The organism is Aeromonas sp. s2 (assembly GCF_040907935.1).
GTDB lineage: Bacteria > Pseudomonadota > Gammaproteobacteria > Enterobacterales > Aeromonadaceae > Aeromonas > Aeromonas dhakensis.
On the sequence record NZ_JBFOCR010000009.1, the window covers coordinates 66,999 to 81,967 of the forward strand.

Sequence of the window (14,969 nt, forward strand, 5' to 3'; positions counted from 1 at the left end):
GCTAAGCAGGTCACCTCGTCAGGCATCCACCCCGTACCGACCTCGCCCGCCGCCACCAGCAGAGTAACGATGAACAAGATCCGGACCCGTGACACGACGCACCTGGACGTCACCCCGCTCAAAACCGCCAACCGTGACAACAGCGGCGCCTATGCCCGCCGCTTCCACGTCATGGCCAAACCGGGGGGCTCCAAGTGCAACATTGATTGCCAATATTGCTTCTACCTGCACAAGGAAGATCTGCTCCATCAACCCAGACAACCCAGGATGGATGAAGAGACGCTGGAGACCTTCATCCGCAGCTACATAGAGGGGCAGGATGGCGACGAGATCGTCTTCTCCTGGCAGGGCGGTGAACCGACCCTGCTCGGCATCGACTACTTTCGCCGGATAGTGGCGCTGCAGCAACAGCATTGCCCGCCCGGGGTCAGCATCCGCAACGACCTGCAGACCAACGGCATCCTGCTCAATGACGAGTGGTGCCGGTTTCTCAAGGAGCACGGCTTTCTGGTTGGCCTCTCCATCGACGGGCCCCGCGCACTGCACGACAAATACCGGGTGACCCGCAGCGGCAAACCCACCTTCGATCTGGTGATGGCGGCGGCCGCGCTGCTGCGCCAGCATCAGGTTCCCTTCAATGCCCTGACCGTCATCAACCGGCACAATGCGAAATATCCCCTCGAGGTGTATCGCTTTCTGACCCGGGAGCTGGGGGCCAGCTACATCCAGTTCACCCCCTGCGTCGAGGCCAGCGACTTCAAACGCACGGCCCCGCAATTCTGGAACGACAGCATGCTGCCCCTGGTCGGCAGCGAGCTGAGCAAACCCGGCCACCCCATGTCGATCGTCACGGACTGGTCGGTGGATCCCGATGACTGGGGCACCTTTCTGGCAACCGTGTTCGAGGAGTGGGTCAACAACGACCTGGGGCGCGTACTGGTCAATCTGTTCGAAACCGCCGTGGCCCAGACCATGGGATACCCCTCCCAGCTCTGCGTCACCGCCGAGTTTTGCGGCAAGGCGCTGGCCATCGAGCACGATGGCAGCGTCTTCTCCTGCGATCACTTCGTCTATCCGGAGTACCGGCTGGGGGATATCAAACAGCGCCCCTTGAGCCACATGGCCTTCTCCACCCGTCAGGAGGCCTTTGGCATGTCCAAGCGGGACAGCCTGCCCGAATATTGCCGCCAGTGCCCCTACCTGACGCTCTGCTGGGGCGAATGCCCCAAGAATCGTCTGATCAGGGCCCCGGATGGCGAGCTTGGCCTGAACTACCTCTGCCCCGGGATCAAGCACTTCTTCGACTACGCCGCCCCCATACTGGCAGGCATAGCCCAGGTGTTGACAACGCAGCAGCAGGGCAGATAAGCCGGCGGGTCCCCAACCAGACCGGCATTGGCGACAGCGAGGGTGGCCCGGCCCCCTTGGCCAGCTAGCCGAACTGCCCGCCCGGCACAGCCAGCCGGCCCTGGTTCCGGGTCTACCAAATGCCCATAAAAAAATCCGAAACCCGCCAACGGGTTTCGGATTTTGACACCTTGATAGCTGCTCTGCTCTGCTCAGCTCTATTGCCCGACCAGGCCCTGCCGATGCAGGGCCTTTTTTACCAGGTCATTGTTTGCCAGGTCACGCTGAGCACCTGCGCTTACTTGCCGTAGTCCTCGGTCGGGATGCAGGAGCAGAACAGGTTGCGATCGCCGTAGACGTCGTCGATGCGGTTGACCGACGGCCACAGCTTGGCGGCGCGCACGGCGTCCGACGGGAACACCGCCTCGGCGCGGCTGTAGCCACGATTCCACTCAGCGTCCATCACGTCATCCTGGGTATGCGGGGCATGCACCAGCGGGTTGTCGGTGAGGCTCCAGTGGCCGTCCTGCACCTTGGCGATCTCGGCACGGATGGCGGTCATGGCCTCCACGAAGCGGTCCAGCTCACGCTTGGACTCCGACTCGGTCGGCTCGACCATCAGGGTACCCGCTACCGGGAAGCTCATGGTCGGCGCGTGGAAGCCGTAGTCCATCAGGCGCTTGGCCACGTCCATCTCGCTGATGCCGGAGGCTTCTTTGAGCGGGCGGATATCCAGGATGCACTCGTGAGCCACCCGACCGTTGCGCCCGGAGTAGAGCACGGGGAAGGATTCACCCAGCTTCTTGGCCAGGTAGTTGGCGTTGAGGATGGCCACCTGGGTGGATTTCTTCAGCCCCTCGTCTCCCAGCATGGCGATGTACATCCAGCTGATGGGCAGGATGCTGGCCGAGCCGAACGGTGCCGCCGACACGGCGCCGTTGTTGCGGCTCTCCTTGTCGGTCTTGACCACGGCGTGACCGGCCACGAAGGGGGCCAGGTGTTTCTTCACGCCGATGGGGCCCATGCCCGGGCCGCCACCGCCATGAGGAATGGCGAAGGTCTTGTGCAGGTTGAGGTGGGAAACGTCCGCCCCGATAAAGCCCGGCGCCGTCAGCCCGACTTGCGCGTTCATGTTGGCGCCGTCCAGATAGACCTGACCACCGTGCTGGTGAACGATGTCGCACACCTCCTTGATGGTCTCCTCGTACACCCCGTGGGTGGAGGGATAGGTCACCATCAGACAGGAGAGCTGATCACCCGCCTCGGCGGCCTTGGCGCGCAGATCGTCCAGGTCCACGTTGCCCGACTTGTCACAGGCGGTGACGATGACCCGCAGGCCCGCCATCTGGGCGGAGGCCGGGTTGGTGCCGTGCGCGGAGGCCGGAATGAGGCAGATGTCGCGATGCCCCTCGCCGCGGGACTCGTGGTACTTCTTGATGGCGAGCAGACCGGCGTATTCGCCCTGGGCGCCGGAGTTGGGCTGCATGCAGACCGCATCGTAACCGGTCACCTTCACCAGCCAGTTTTCGAGGTCGGCCAGCAGCAGCTGGTAACCCTTGGCCTGGGCCAGCGGGGCGAACGGGTGCAGCTTGCCGAACTCGGGCCAGGTCACCGGGATCATCTCGGCGGTGGCATTGAGCTTCATGGTGCAGGAGCCGAGCGAGATCATGGCGTAGTTGAGGGCCAGATCTTTGGCTTCGAGACGGTGGATGTAGCGCAGCATCTCGGTCTCGGAGTGGTACTTGTTGAACACCTCATGGGTCAGCACGGCATCGGTGCGCAGCAGATCCTGCGGGATGGCGTGATGGGTCTGGGCCGCCTTGTCGAGGGCCTCGATGTCCAGACCGTGCCTTGTGCCCAGGAACAGCTCGAACAGCTCGGCCACATCGCCACGGGTAGTGGTCTCGGAGAGGGAGACACCCACTGCACCATCCAGATCCGCGCGCAGGTTGATGCCGAGCCCCTCGGCCTTGGCGATCAGCGCAGCCTTCTCGGCGGTCTGTACGGTCAGGGTATCGAACCAGCTGGCGTGCTTGAGGGCCACGCCCTTGGCCTTCAGACCGAGCGCCAGAATGGTGGTCAGACGGTGCACGCGGGAAGCGATGGTTTTCAGTCCCACCGGGCCGTGGTAGACGGCGTAGAAGCTCGCCATGTTGGCCAGCAGCACCTGGGCGGTACAGATGTTGGAGTTGGCCTTCTCGCGGCGGATATGCTGCTCGCGGGTCTGCATCGCCATGCGCAGGGCGGCCTTGCCGCGGGCATCCTTGGAGACGCCGATGATGCGGCCCGGCATGGAGCGTTTGTAGGCATCACGGGTGGCGAAGAAGGCTGCGTGGGGGCCACCGTAGCCCATGGGCACGCCAAAGCGCTGGGCCGAACCCAGCACCACGTCGGCACCCAGCTCACCCGGGGACTTGAGCAGCAGGAGCGACAAGATGTCGGCGCTGACGCAGGCCAGCCCTTTCTGGGCCTGCACCGCGGCGATAAGCGCCCGCAGATCTTTCACTTCCCCCGTGGTGGTGGGGTACTGGAACAGGGCACCGAACACCTCTTCGGCGCAGGCCTGCTCGGCCGGGCCGACTGCCACGTCAAAGCCGAAGTGGACCGCCCGCTCCTTGACCACGTCGATCACCTGCGGGTGCACGTCGTCGGCCACGAAGAAGAGGTGGGATTTGGACTTGGCCATCCGCTTGGCCAGCGCCATCGCCTCGGCGGCGGCGGTCGCCTCATCCAGCAGGGAGGCACTGGCCAGATCCATGCCGGTGAGATCCAGGGTCAGCTGCTGGAAGTTGAGCAGGGCTTCGAGACGGCCCTGTGCCAGCTCCGGCTGGTACGGGGTGTAGGCGGTGTACCAGCCCGGATTTTCCAGCACGTTGCGCAGGATGACGTGGGGCACGTGGGTGTCGTGATAGCCCATGCCGATGTAGCTCTTGGCCACCTTGTTCTGGGCGGCATAGCCCTTGAGCTTGGCCAGCGCTTCCACTTCGGTCATGGAGGCACCGATGCCGAGCGGGCCCGGCCGGCGAATGGCGGCGGGGACCGTCTGCTCAATCAGATCGTCCAGGCTCTCGGCGCCCACCACGGCCAGCAGGGCGCGCAGATCTTCCTCACCCGGCCCGATGTGACGGCGGATGAAATCGGTTTTTTGCTCGAGTTCAAACAGTGACTGGGTCATTTCCCTATTCCTGATAAAAAGTCCTGATAACTAAGTGCCTGACAGCCGGCCTCGGCCGGCTTCACTCATGTTCGGGTGGCAGGGTGGCCCCTGCCGGCACCGGATGTCGCTCATAGCGACAGGGGGTCGTCTTGTGGCTGCCCGGTTTGCCGCGGGCAAACCGGGACGGACGACGTCACCCTCGCCGGCCGGCCTCCTGGCCGACGGGCATGCATACAAACGGGCCCTGCGCGATTGGCAGGGCCCGGGGGCATTACTCTTCGTCCACCACGTTCTGGTAGCCTTCGGCATCCAGCAGGTTGGCGAGCTCGCCCGCGTCGTCCAGCTTGATGCGGAACAGCCAGCCGGCACCGTAGGGGTCGGAGTTGACCAGCTCGGGGCTGCCTTCCAGCTCTTCGTTGACGGCCAGGATCTCGCCGCTCACCGGGCTGTAGATGTCAGAGGCGGCCTTGACCGACTCGGCCACGGCGCAGTCATCACCGGCACCGACCTGCTTGCCCACTTCCGGCAGATCGACGAACACCATGTCACCCAGCAGCTCCTGGGCGTGCTCGGTGATACCGACCACGGCCTCGCCGTTGGCTTCGACACGGATCCACTCGTGGGAGGTGGCATATTTCAGTTCGCTCGGGATATGGCTCATTTGTGCTTCCTTTATTCACTTGGATCACTTGTCCCCGGCGGGTTCGACAGGCGTTGCCGGGGCAAGGGGGTCTGGCGAAGGGTAGCCCCTTCGCCGCAATGGGGTCGTTACACCAGCTTCTGGCCGTTGCGCACGAAAGCCGGCTTGGTCACTTTCACGGTGACCAGCTTCTTGCGGATCTCCACCGAGGCCTGCTCGCCGATATCACGGGGCACCCGCGCCAGGGCAATACTGTAGCCCAGAGTGGGCGAGAAAGAGCCGGAGGTGATCACACCTTCCCGCTCTTCACCAGCGGCGGTGGTGAAGGTGACCGGCATGCCGCTGCGCAGCACGCCCTTCTCTTCCATTACCAGGCCCACCAGTTTGGGCTGGCTGCCGGCGGCTTTCTGGGCTTCCAGCGCGGCGCGGCCGATGAACTGGCGATCGCTCGGTTCCCAGGCGATGGTCCAGGCCATGTTGGCGGCCAGCGGAGAGACGGTTTCGTCCATGTCCTGGCCGTAGAGGTTCATGCCAGCCTCGAGGCGCAGGGTGTCACGGGCACCCAGGCCACAGGGGGCCACGCCGTTGTCCAGCAGCGCCTGCCACAGATCGCACGCCTGCTCTTGCGGCACCACGATCTCGTAGCCGTCTTCACCTGTGTAGCCGGTGGTGGCGATGAAAAGCTCGCCGGCCTGCACGCCGAAGAAGGGCTTCATGCCTTCCACTGCGGCATTCTGCTCGGCGCTGAACACCTTGGCCGCCTTGGCCTTGGCGTTGGGCCCCTGCACCGCGATCATGGCGAGCTCTGGGCGCTCGGTCACGGTCACCCCGAAGTCCTGGGCATGGTGGCGGATCCAGGCCAGATCCTTCTCGCGGGTGGCGGAGTTGACCACCAGGCGGTAGAAGGTCTCGCCAAGGTAATAGGTGATGAGGTCGTCGATGACGCCGCCTTCCGGGGTCAGCATGCCGCTGTAGAGGGCCTTGCCAAAAAGGGTGAGCTTGGCCACATCGTTGGCCAGCAGGTGTTGCAGGAAGGCTTTGACCCGCTCGCCGGTCAAATCGACGATGGCCATGTGGGAGACGTCGAACATGCCGGCATCGGTGCGCACCTGATGGTGCTCTTCCAGCTGTGAGCCGTAGTTGATGGGCATTTCCCAACCGTGAAAGTCCACCATCTTGGCGCCGGCTTCCAGGTGCTTGGGATGCAGTACTGTAGTCTGGATCATCGCTGTGTTTCCTTAAGCGTTCGCGACAACACTCACGATCCGCCCCGCCCGGCCGCCCTCCGGCGGTTCACCGGGGTCGCAGCAAGAGCAGAGAGTGCCTGAGTCTGTGCTCGTTCCGGCCCGCAAGGCCGGAGTGATTCCTTGAACGCAGCGGATTATATGCCAAGCGGACGCGCATGCCGCTCAAAAAAAACTAATCCACCGCCAGTCAACAGACTCCAGACACTAAGGTAAAAACAGCGATAAAAACAGACCAAACTCGGTAATGACGATATTAAATTTCGATTTTTACCGTTTCGTCACAATTTGGAGAAAAACGTTTCGCCGCCAGCCCAGATTAAAGGCTGATGCCCAAACCGGGTCATCAGCCTCCTCACATTAGTTTTGTTGTGAAAACACCCTAGTATTATTAGATTTTTTCACCCTTGGCCAGAGCGGGCAGCTCTCCTTCCAGCCCCATGGCGGCCCGGATCACCCTCTTACTTCAGCCGGGTCGGCAAATTGTTCCCCTTGGCCAAGGCCGGCAACTCACCCTCTAACCCCATGGCGGCCCTGATCACACTTTGCTTGAGCGGCGTCAACAGGTCGAAGGCGCACAGGCCCGCCCCGCGCACCAGCTTCTTAAGCGGGTTGGCACCGGCAAACAGCCGCTTGAGCCCCTCCATCGCCGCCAGCATGCTGGCCGCCTCGCTCTTGCGCCAGCGCTCGTAGCCGCGCAGGTTGGCGAGCAGACCAATATCCTTGCCCGCCGCCTGATTGCGCAGGATCTGCTCGGCCAGGGCGGCGGCGTCCAGCAGCCCCAGGTTGACCCCCTGCCCCGCCAGCGGGTGTATGGTGTGAGCGGCATCCCCCACCAGTACCAGCCGCTCGCGGGCAAAGTCACGGGCATAGCGGGCGGTGAGCGGGATGGCGCTGCGCGCCCCTTCCACCTGGCACAGGCCGAGGCGGCCGTCGAACGCGGTGGTGAGCTGGCGGTTGAACTGCTCGTCGTCGCACTGACAGAGTGCCTCGGCACGAGCGGCCGGCAGCGACCAGACGATGGAGCAGAGATCCGGTTGCCACAGGGGCAGGAAGGCGAGCGGCCCCTCGGGGGTGAAGATCTGACGCGCCACCGCCTCGTGGGGCTCGGCACAACGTACCGTCGCCACCAGCGCGTGGTGGCCGTAATCCCAGCTGGTGAGTGGAATGTCGGCCTGTCGACGGACCCAGGAGTGGGCGCCATCGGCCGCCACCACCAGTTTGGCCGACAGCGCGCGGCCATCTTCCAGCAGCAGCAGGGAGCCCGCCTCGCCGCTTTGCAGGCTGCTCACCCGGGCCGGGCTCAGCAGCTGGATGTTGTTGGCCCCCTCGATAGCGTCCAGCAGCGCCAGCTGGATGACCCGGTTCTCGGCGATGTGGCCGAGCTCGGGCTGACGCAGGCTGGCAGCATCGAAGGCGATCCGGCCAAAGCTGTCCTGCTCCCACACCTCCATCTGCACGTAGGGCTGCAGGCGGCGGGCCTCAATGCCGCGCCAGGCCCCCACCTGCTGCAGGATGCGCTGGCTGGCCAGACTCAGGGCGCTGACCCGGTTGTCCGGCGCTTCGTCAAGCGCGGGGGCCGGCAACTGGCCCTCGACCACGGCCACCTTGAGCGCACTCCCCTTGAGCGCAGCGGCGAGCCCCAGGCCCACCATGCCGCCCCCCACAATCACCACATCCACGTTTTGCATCTGCATCGTTTTATATCCTTTCAGGGCTGATCGCCGGGATCAGCGAGGGGGCGCCCGAAGGCAGACCCCTTCAATACGCAAGCTGTGACCCGTCTCAGGGGCGGCACAGGTCGGCAACAAAGCCTAGGGTGCGGGAGGCCAGCGGCGCCTTGAGGCAGTCCAGCCGCCCCATCAGGGAGAGCGCCAGGTTGCGGCCCGCCACCAGCGGGTCGTGCTCATTGGAGAAGAGCTGGGCCAGCGAGGAGGTAAGCCAGACCGTCTGCGCCTGATCCCCCTTGCGCTGCTGCCAGTAACCGTTTAGCACCTTGAAGCTGCCGATATCCTCCCCCGCCGCCAGGGCCTGACCGACGGCGTGGGTGAGCAGGTCCAGGTCGCGCATGCCGAGGTTGAAGCCCTGGCCGGCAATGGGGTGCAGCAGATGGGCGGCGTTGCCCACCAGCACGGTGCGCTGGGCCAGCGGGTAGTCGGCCACCGTCAGCACCAGCGGATAGACGTGGCGCTGGCCGGTTTGCAGGAAGCGACCGAGGCGCCAGCCGAAAGCCTGCTGCAGGCGGGCCAGAAAGGCGGCGTCATCGAGCGCCATCAAGGCCGGCGCCTCATCCCGCGCCACGCTCCAGACCAGGGAGGAGAGCCCCCCCTGCATCGGCAGCAGCGCCAGCGGCCCCCCTTGGGTGAAACGCTCGAATGCCTGACCGGCCGGATCCTCGGCCGTCTTGACGGTGGCGATGATGGCGCTCTGGCCGTAGTCGTGACGGCTCACCGCCAGCTTGCACTGCTGGCGCACGAAGGAGTTGCCGCCATCGGCCGCCACCAGCAGACGGGTCTGATAACGCTCGCCGTCCGCCAAAGTCAGGTTCACCCCCTTCGTCAGCGGCTCCACCCGTTCGAGCTGGGCCGGGCACAGCATGCGGATCTGCGGGCAGGCGGCGATCGCCTGTTGCAACTCGATGCCCGCCGCCGACAGCTCGATCACCTGGCCGAGGGCAGACAGGCCATACTCGGCGGCCGTCAATCCGGCTTGGCCGAAGTGGCCCCGATCCGACACATGAATGCGGGTGATGGGGCTGCAATGGGGGGCAAAACGGGGCCAGAGCCCGTGCCGGGTCAGCGCCTCGCAGGTGCCGGCGGAGAGCGCGATGGCGCGGGCATCGAAGCCGGGGTGTGCATTGAGCTCGGGGGCGCTCGCCTCCAGCAGCAGGATCTGCAGAGGCTTGGGCCCTGGCAGGGCCGCGAGGGAGAGCGCCAGCACGGCGCCGCTCATTCCACCACCGACGATGGCCACATCGACGTGGTTCAGATCAGATTGAGACATGAGATCAGGGGAAAAGCTGAAAACGTGGGGTCATGCTAACACAAAGCGTGAGGTCGGGATGCGAAGCCACGGGCAAAAAAGCGCACTCCTGGCCGTCGCTTGCCGCACTACGGCCGACCAATGCTGGCAAACGATGCATGTAAAAAGAGCGCCACCAGGCGCTCTTTTTCAGACTTGCTCGACTCAGTGCAGGGTCGGCGGGGTGCTCGGGGCATCCGGCCGCTTGCCGAACTCCTCGAACGCCATCATGACCCCGAGGCGCACGTGTTCGTAGAGCACCAGGAAGGAGGCTTCGTTCTCTTCATCTTCCTGATCGAACTCGGCAGAGACCTGGGTGATGCTGGCGATGTCCTGGATCATCTCCTGCAGCTCTTCGGAGGCCTTGGAGAGCTCCTGCTGCACCACGCCGAAACCGGCCAGAAAGGCCTGGGACCAGTCCACCAGCGAATCGATGCGCTCGTCAAGCGGCGCCTCGTCGCTTGGCAACAGCAGCTCGACCCCTTTCTGAGCCATCAGGCTCTCGATCACCTCATGATAGAGATCGGTCATCACCTGGCGCACCGGGGCTGGCAGACCGAAACCGTCGTTGACCAGATCGTTGAAATGGGGCAGCCAGCTCTTGTCGTCCAGGGCCACACCACCGCACACCAGACCGCAGATCACGCCATGGGCCTCTACAGCCGTTGCCATCAGCTCGTGCTGTTCCATCAGGTCGGCCACGGCCGCGTATTTCAGGGGGTTCGTTTTGCTCATCGAAGATCCGCTCAAAGTTCAGGCAAATATGCAGAATTAATGGTCAGGATCCTAGCATTCTCCCCCTTCCAGAGCCAGCAAGGCCTTGAAACTTCTGCATCTGCGCTATATAGTCCCGCCCAGTTGTCCACGTGGATAAAGGCGGAATGACACTCCGCCGTATTGAGGAAGGCATGAGCACAGAGGCCGTAGAAATCGTCATTTTGGGACGTCCCTACAAGGTATCCTGTCCCCTGGGACAGCAGGATGCCCTGCGCCAGGCCGCCGACCAGCTGACTGATAAACTCATCGAGCTGCGTCAACGCTCCAAGGTCTCCAGCAATGAACAGCTGGCGGTGATGGCAGCACTCAATTTCTGCCATGAGCTCTGTCTTGAAAAAGACAAGAATCACCAATACTCTGAGACCATGGACAAGCGGATCAAGATGCTGCAACGCACCATCGAAGCGGCCTTGATCGAGCACGGACAATATGGCGAATCCAGCGACGAAGGCGTACAACCCTAACTCGCAACGTTTTTGAAATTCCCTGGGGTGTTTGTCAGCCGGTTCAAGTCCCCGAGCCGATATTCATACCAAACAGGGGATCTGCCTTCTGGCTATTGCGCATGCTCGGCACGACCGAGAAGCCTGCGGTCAGATCCGATCCCCGCCTTGAACCGACGGTTCAAGGGCCCAAACCGGCAACGGCATCTCCGGGGTACCAACAGCAAAAAGCCCGTCACCAGCGTGACGGGCTTTTTCTTTGTCTGCGCGGCAGTCCCCTCCCCCGCTTCCGTCACCCGGCATATCAGCCCCCAGCGGCGGCCCATAAAAAACCCGCCAACTCGGGCGGGTCTTTTCACATCATTAGGCTCACACGGCCATCTGCTCGTGGGGCGAACCGTGGTGACGCAACCAGAGGAAGCTCAGCGCCACGATCAGCACCATGAGCGTCATGATGGCGCCCAGGGTTACCTGCCCCTCCATCGGGAAGCAGGCCGCCAGCAGGGTCACGATGCCGGCCCCCAGGTTCTGCATGCCACCGAGGATGGCACCGGCGGTGCCCGCCTGGCCCGGGAAGGGCTCGATGGCGCAGGAGGTGGCAGTCGGATAGAGGATACCACTACCGATGAAGTAAACGGCAGCCCCCCCCACCAGGGAAGCGGCACTCACTATCCCGAACAGACCGGGCAGCAGGATGATGAGTGACCCCAGCGCCAGGAAGGCGATGCCAAGGCGCATCAGCTTGCCCTGGCTCAGGCGAAAACTCAGCTTGGCGGAGAGCCAGGCACCGAACAGATAGCCGGGCAGCGGCAGCACGAACAGCACGCTGACGGTACGGGCACTCAGCTTGAGCACGTCGCCCAGCAGCACGCCGGCGGCCGCTTCAAACACCGCCAGACCGGCGAAGGTCGCCATCAGGCAGAGCAGGTTGCCCTGAAAACGCGGGTTGCCGAGCACGTGGCGATAGGCGGCACCTACTCGCAGCGGCTGCTGACGGGCCTCCTCCGGCAAGGTTTCGACGAACCAAGCCAGTATGGCCAGGGTCGCCACGGCGCCAAAGCCGAACAGGAACCAGTAGCCCGCACGCCAGTTGAACAACTCGGTCAGCCAGCCACCCAGCACGGGGGCCAGCAGCGGGGAGAAGATCACCCCCATGCTCACCAGGCTGTTGGCCCGGTTGAGCTCGGCACCGGTGTAGCGGTCGCGCATCAGGGTGCGGCTCATGGCGCCGCCGGCCCCGGTCCCCAGCCCCTGGATGAAGCTGCCCGCCAGCAGCGCCATGAAACTCGGGATCAGCTGGATGGTCAGGGTACCCACCAGGAACACCATCATGCCGATGATGATGATGGGACGACGCCCGATGCGATCCGACAAGGGGCCGTAGACAAACTGGGAGAGGCCGTACGGGATCAGATAGCAGGCCATCACCGCCTGCAGCTGGCCGGAGGCCACGTTGAAGTCCCCCGCCATCATGGGAATGGAGGGCACGTAGAGGGTCTGGGTCATCTGGCCCACAGCGACCATCAGAATGGTCAGAAAAAACAGCGGATAAAAACTGTGCCGATACATATCTCAGTCCCGAAAAATCATCGAAAAGCTGCCCGCCTCTGGCAGAAAACCGCAGAGGGGATCCAACAAACAGGGTCAATCAAAGGTGAAAACTCAAGGCGGAGAACCCGCACCGGCCGGGAGCAGGACACTCCCATGGCTTGCCGTCATCTTAGTGATTCAGATCACGAAAAACGAACGAATCTTTATAATCAGCTTTCCTTAGTTTTTCTAATGTGACGGGGTTTTAGGCCCCGTCAACGATAAAAATCAACGCGTTACCATCTGCTGGGCCTGCTTGACCAGATCCTCCGGCTTCTCGTTGCGCGGCGGTATGGTGATCCCCTTCTGGCAGGCCGGCTTGTCGGCCATCCGGTCCATCCAGGCCTGCAGATGGGGCAGCCCCTCGATGGAGATACCGCTCCAGTCATAGATACGCACCCAGGGCCAGGTGGCGATGTCGGCGATGCTGTACTCGTCGGCCAGATACTCGTGCTGGGCCAGATGGCTGTCGAGCACCTCGAACAGGCGGCGTCCCTCCTTCTGATAGCGTTCGATGGCGGCCGGGATCTTCTCCGGGAAGTAGCGATAGAAGACGTTGGCCTGCCCCATCATGGGCCCGACCCCACCCATCTGGAACATCAGCCACTGAATGGCCTGGGAGCGGCGCTTGGGATCCGCCGGCAGCAGCTTGCCTGCCTTCTCGGCCAGATAGAGAAGAATCGCACCCGACTCGAACACCGCGAAGTCCCCGTTGTCCCGATCGACGATGGCCGGAATGCGGCCGTTGGGGTTGATGGCCAGAAACTCGGGTTTCTTCTGATCCAGCGCCGACAGGTCGAGCGCAATGACACGGTAGGGCAAGCCCAGCTCTTCGAGGGCAATCGCCACCTTGAAGCCGTTCGGGGTGGCGGCGGTATAAAAATCGATCATCATGGACTCCTTGTGATTCACACATTGGCACAGGACGGACAGGGCCTCGCCCATGTCGGCTAGAGAAACGCAGCGGGATGGACAACATGGGCATCCCCCGGCCTGAACATGACGAAGCGGCACAATACCGGTCAGTTATGACAAATATTGTGCCGCTTGAACAGCCCGGCGCAGGGAAGGAAGAGCCTAGTTGCACAGCCCCATGGGTTGACGCTGGCGCAGCAGAATGAGGCGGGAAAGCAGCGGGAAGTAGGACTCCAGCTTGTTCAGCAGCACCCGGCTGCAGGCGGGATCGGCAAGTTCAGACTCTTCCAGCACGATGCCGTTGGAGACGAAATAGAAGCGCGGGTCCCGCACATCCGGCCCCTGAATGGTGAGAGTACCGTCTCCCTTGCGCTGCCAGGCAAACTCGGGCCAGGCCGCATCCCCGTCCAGCAGCAGGATGGCCGCCTCTTCCTTGCCGGGTTGCCAGTGGGATGGCTGGGTAATGGTTAGCTCGTTGAAGTAGTCGCCGTATCCGGTCGAGTTCCGCAAGGCGGCCAGCAAACCCTGGGTGGAGGTTGCCGACGGTTTTTGACTCACTAATGACAAATTCATGATCCACGTCCCTATGCTCAAGGCAGCCTGTTATTCGGCTGCTGCCCATAAGACTAGACCAAAAAGAGCCTATATTGGAGCCGTCAGATCTGGCAGTCGCCAAGGCCGGAGCGATAACGTATAACAGTTGCCATTGTCGAAAAGACTGGTATGATACCGCGTCCTTTTATTCCCCCGTTCTTTAACATCCAGTGGTGAACCTATGCATCCGATGCTGAATATCGCCGTGCGCGCTGCGCGCAACGCCGGTCAAGTAGTAGTAAAAGCCTTTTCTCAACCCGAGAACATCGAGGTTATCCAGAAGGGCAGCAATGACTTCGTGACCAACGTTGACCGTGAAGCCGAAGCGGCCATCATTCACACCATCAAAAAATCTTACCCGGAACACAGCATCGTGGCTGAAGAGTCTGGTGAGATTGCCGGTACCAATCCGGACTACCAATGGATCATTGACCCACTGGATGGCACGACCAACCTGGTCAAAGGCATTCCGCACTTTGCCGTCTCCATCGCCCTGCGCGTCAAGGGCAAGACCGAACAGGCCGTGATCTACGATCCGATCCGTGACGAGCTGTTCACTGCCACCCGTGGCAGCGGCGCCCAGCTGAACGGCTACCGCATCCGTGTCGGCAAGGCCAAAGAGCTGGCCGGCACCATCCTGGCCACCGGTTTCCCGTTCAAGCAGAAGCACCACATCGAGCCGTACCTGAAGATGTTCCAGAGCATGTTCATCGAGTGTGCCGACATCCGTCGTGCCGGCTCCGCCGCGCTGGATCTGGCCTATGTGGCTGCCGGTCGCGTCGATGGTTTCTGGGAAATCGGCCTCAAGCCCTGGGACACCGCTGCCGGTGAGCTGCTGGCCAAAGAGGCTGGCGCCATCGTCACCGACTTCGTCGGTGGTCACAACTACGAGAACTCCGGCAACATCGTCGTGGCCAACCCGCGCGTCCTGAAAGAGATGCTGGGCAAGATCCGCGAAGAGCTGCCGGAATCCCTGGCCAAGTAAGCCAGCGTTACCCGCACTCATCAAGAACCCGGCTCAGGCCGGGTTTTTTTATGACCTTTTCATGGCCATCAGCCCATCGACGCTGACAAGCAAATCTCTGCCCATGCGCATTGCCATCGCTCCTCTGCCCCTCATGGCCAGCGCCGCTGCCCCGACAGGCGAGATCGTGAGCGTCACTGTCGCCTTGTGCGGCGTCAATGCTCGATACCAGCCGCAGGCCAAAAGTCGTGACCTATCACTGTGCTCATGCCTTGAA

At 62.8% G+C, this 14,969-nt stretch carries 12 protein-coding genes and 1 other RNA gene; 4 read left to right on the forward strand and 9 right to left on the reverse strand.

The window, feature by feature from the left end:
* Positions 1 to 69: 69 nt before the first annotated feature.
* Positions 70 to 1,368: an anaerobic sulfatase maturase gene (locus AB5Y81_RS05280; protein ID WP_099358401.1), complete on the forward strand. Its 1,299-nt coding sequence runs from the start codon at positions 70 to 72 to the stop codon at positions 1,366 to 1,368.
* 277 nt (positions 1,369 to 1,645) lie between these two features.
* Here AB5Y81_RS05280 and gcvP read toward each other — a convergent pair whose 3' ends face one another.
* The 6 genes from gcvP to AB5Y81_RS05310 form a co-directional block, all read right to left on the reverse strand.
* Positions 1,646 to 4,522, reverse strand: a complete 2,877-nt coding sequence (gcvP, locus tag AB5Y81_RS05285; protein WP_368146574.1) for an aminomethyl-transferring glycine dehydrogenase — start codon at positions 4,520 to 4,522, stop codon at positions 1,646 to 1,648.
* 253 nt (positions 4,523 to 4,775) lie between these two features.
* Positions 4,776 to 5,165 (reverse strand): glycine cleavage system protein GcvH, encoded by a 390-nt coding sequence (gene gcvH, locus AB5Y81_RS05290; RefSeq protein ID WP_010634317.1) that lies wholly within the window; start codon positions 5,163 to 5,165, stop codon positions 4,776 to 4,778.
* Between the two features lie 107 nt (positions 5,166 to 5,272).
* Positions 5,273 to 6,370 (reverse strand): glycine cleavage system aminomethyltransferase GcvT, encoded by a 1,098-nt coding sequence (gene gcvT, locus AB5Y81_RS05295; RefSeq protein WP_279484504.1) that lies wholly within the window; start codon positions 6,368 to 6,370, stop codon positions 5,273 to 5,275.
* Between the two features lie 479 nt (positions 6,371 to 6,849).
* A complete protein-coding gene (locus AB5Y81_RS05300; protein WP_185450613.1) occupies positions 6,850 to 8,085 on the reverse strand; it encodes an FAD-dependent 2-octaprenylphenol hydroxylase in 1,236 nt (411 codons plus the stop codon).
* A gap of 88 nt (positions 8,086 to 8,173) precedes the next feature.
* Complete coding sequence (ubiH, locus tag AB5Y81_RS05305) at positions 8,174 to 9,391, reverse strand: 2-octaprenyl-6-methoxyphenyl hydroxylase (protein ID WP_279484505.1); 1,218 nt, start codon at positions 9,389 to 9,391, stop codon at positions 8,174 to 8,176.
* 183 nt (positions 9,392 to 9,574) lie between these two features.
* Positions 9,575 to 10,144 (reverse strand): UPF0149 family protein, encoded by a 570-nt coding sequence (locus AB5Y81_RS05310; RefSeq protein WP_005299696.1) that lies wholly within the window; start codon positions 10,142 to 10,144, stop codon positions 9,575 to 9,577.
* 173 nt (positions 10,145 to 10,317) lie between these two features.
* Here AB5Y81_RS05310 and zapA point away from each other — a divergent pair, with 173 nt between their 5' ends.
* Together zapA and ssrS are read left to right on the forward strand one after the other, a co-directional pair.
* Positions 10,318 to 10,650 carry a cell division protein ZapA gene (zapA, locus tag AB5Y81_RS05315; RefSeq protein WP_005299694.1) on the forward strand — a complete coding sequence of 111 codons (333 nt, stop codon included), beginning with the start codon at positions 10,318 to 10,320 and terminating at the stop codon, positions 10,648 to 10,650.
* A gap of 16 nt (positions 10,651 to 10,666) precedes the next feature.
* Positions 10,667 to 10,849: non-coding RNA, 6S RNA (ssrS, locus tag AB5Y81_RS05320), on the forward strand.
* 149 nt (positions 10,850 to 10,998) lie between these two features.
* Here ssrS and emrD read toward each other — a convergent pair.
* The 3 genes from emrD to AB5Y81_RS05335 form a co-directional block, all read right to left on the reverse strand.
* Positions 10,999 to 12,198 carry a multidrug efflux MFS transporter EmrD gene (emrD, locus tag AB5Y81_RS05325; protein WP_005299692.1) on the reverse strand — a complete coding sequence of 400 codons (1,200 nt, stop codon included), beginning with the start codon at positions 12,196 to 12,198 and terminating at the stop codon, positions 10,999 to 11,001.
* Positions 12,199 to 12,447: 249 nt separating this feature from the next.
* On the reverse strand, positions 12,448 to 13,110 hold the full coding sequence (locus tag AB5Y81_RS05330) for a glutathione S-transferase family protein (RefSeq protein WP_005299690.1): 663 nt from the start codon (positions 13,108 to 13,110) through the stop codon (positions 12,448 to 12,450).
* Between the two features lie 186 nt (positions 13,111 to 13,296).
* The gene (locus tag AB5Y81_RS05335) at positions 13,297 to 13,707 is read right to left on the reverse strand and encodes a hypothetical protein (RefSeq protein WP_279484506.1); all 411 of its coding nucleotides are present in this window, start codon (positions 13,705 to 13,707) and stop codon (positions 13,297 to 13,299) included.
* 202 nt (positions 13,708 to 13,909) lie between these two features.
* Here AB5Y81_RS05335 and suhB point away from each other — a divergent pair, with 202 nt between their 5' ends.
* A complete protein-coding gene (gene suhB, locus AB5Y81_RS05340; protein ID WP_005299686.1) occupies positions 13,910 to 14,713 on the forward strand; it encodes an inositol-1-monophosphatase in 804 nt (267 codons plus the stop codon).
* Positions 14,714 to 14,969 lie beyond the last annotated feature (256 nt).

Bases quoted from the DNA above. Each gene is read 5' to 3' on its own strand.
- AB5Y81_RS05280 (WP_099358401.1), top strand. From the start codon at position 70: ATGAACAAGATCCGGACCCGTGACACGACGCACCTGGACGTCACCCCG.
- gcvP (WP_368146574.1), bottom strand. From the start codon at position 4,522: ATGACCCAGTCACTGTTTGAACTCGAGCAAAAAACCGATTTCATCCGC.
- gcvH (WP_010634317.1), bottom strand. From the start codon at position 5,165: ATGAGCCATATCCCGAGCGAACTGAAATATGCCACCTCCCACGAGTGG.
- gcvT (WP_279484504.1), bottom strand. From the start codon at position 6,370: ATGATCCAGACTACAGTACTGCATCCCAAGCACCTGGAAGCCGGCGCC.
- AB5Y81_RS05300 (WP_185450613.1), bottom strand. From the start codon at position 8,085: ATGCAGATGCAAAACGTGGATGTGGTGATTGTGGGGGGCGGCATGGTG.
- ubiH (WP_279484505.1), bottom strand. From the start codon at position 9,391: ATGTCTCAATCTGATCTGAACCACGTCGATGTGGCCATCGTCGGTGGT.
- AB5Y81_RS05310 (WP_005299696.1), bottom strand. From the start codon at position 10,144: ATGAGCAAAACGAACCCCCTGAAATACGCGGCCGTGGCCGACCTGATG.
- zapA (WP_005299694.1), top strand. From the start codon at position 10,318: ATGAGCACAGAGGCCGTAGAAATCGTCATTTTGGGACGTCCCTACAAG.
- emrD (WP_005299692.1), bottom strand. From the start codon at position 12,198: ATGTATCGGCACAGTTTTTATCCGCTGTTTTTTCTGACCATTCTGATG.
- AB5Y81_RS05330 (WP_005299690.1), bottom strand. From the start codon at position 13,110: ATGATCGATTTTTATACCGCCGCCACCCCGAACGGCTTCAAGGTGGCG.
- AB5Y81_RS05335 (WP_279484506.1), bottom strand. From the start codon at position 13,707: ATGAATTTGTCATTAGTGAGTCAAAAACCGTCGGCAACCTCCACCCAG.
- suhB (WP_005299686.1), top strand. From the start codon at position 13,910: ATGCATCCGATGCTGAATATCGCCGTGCGCGCTGCGCGCAACGCCGGT.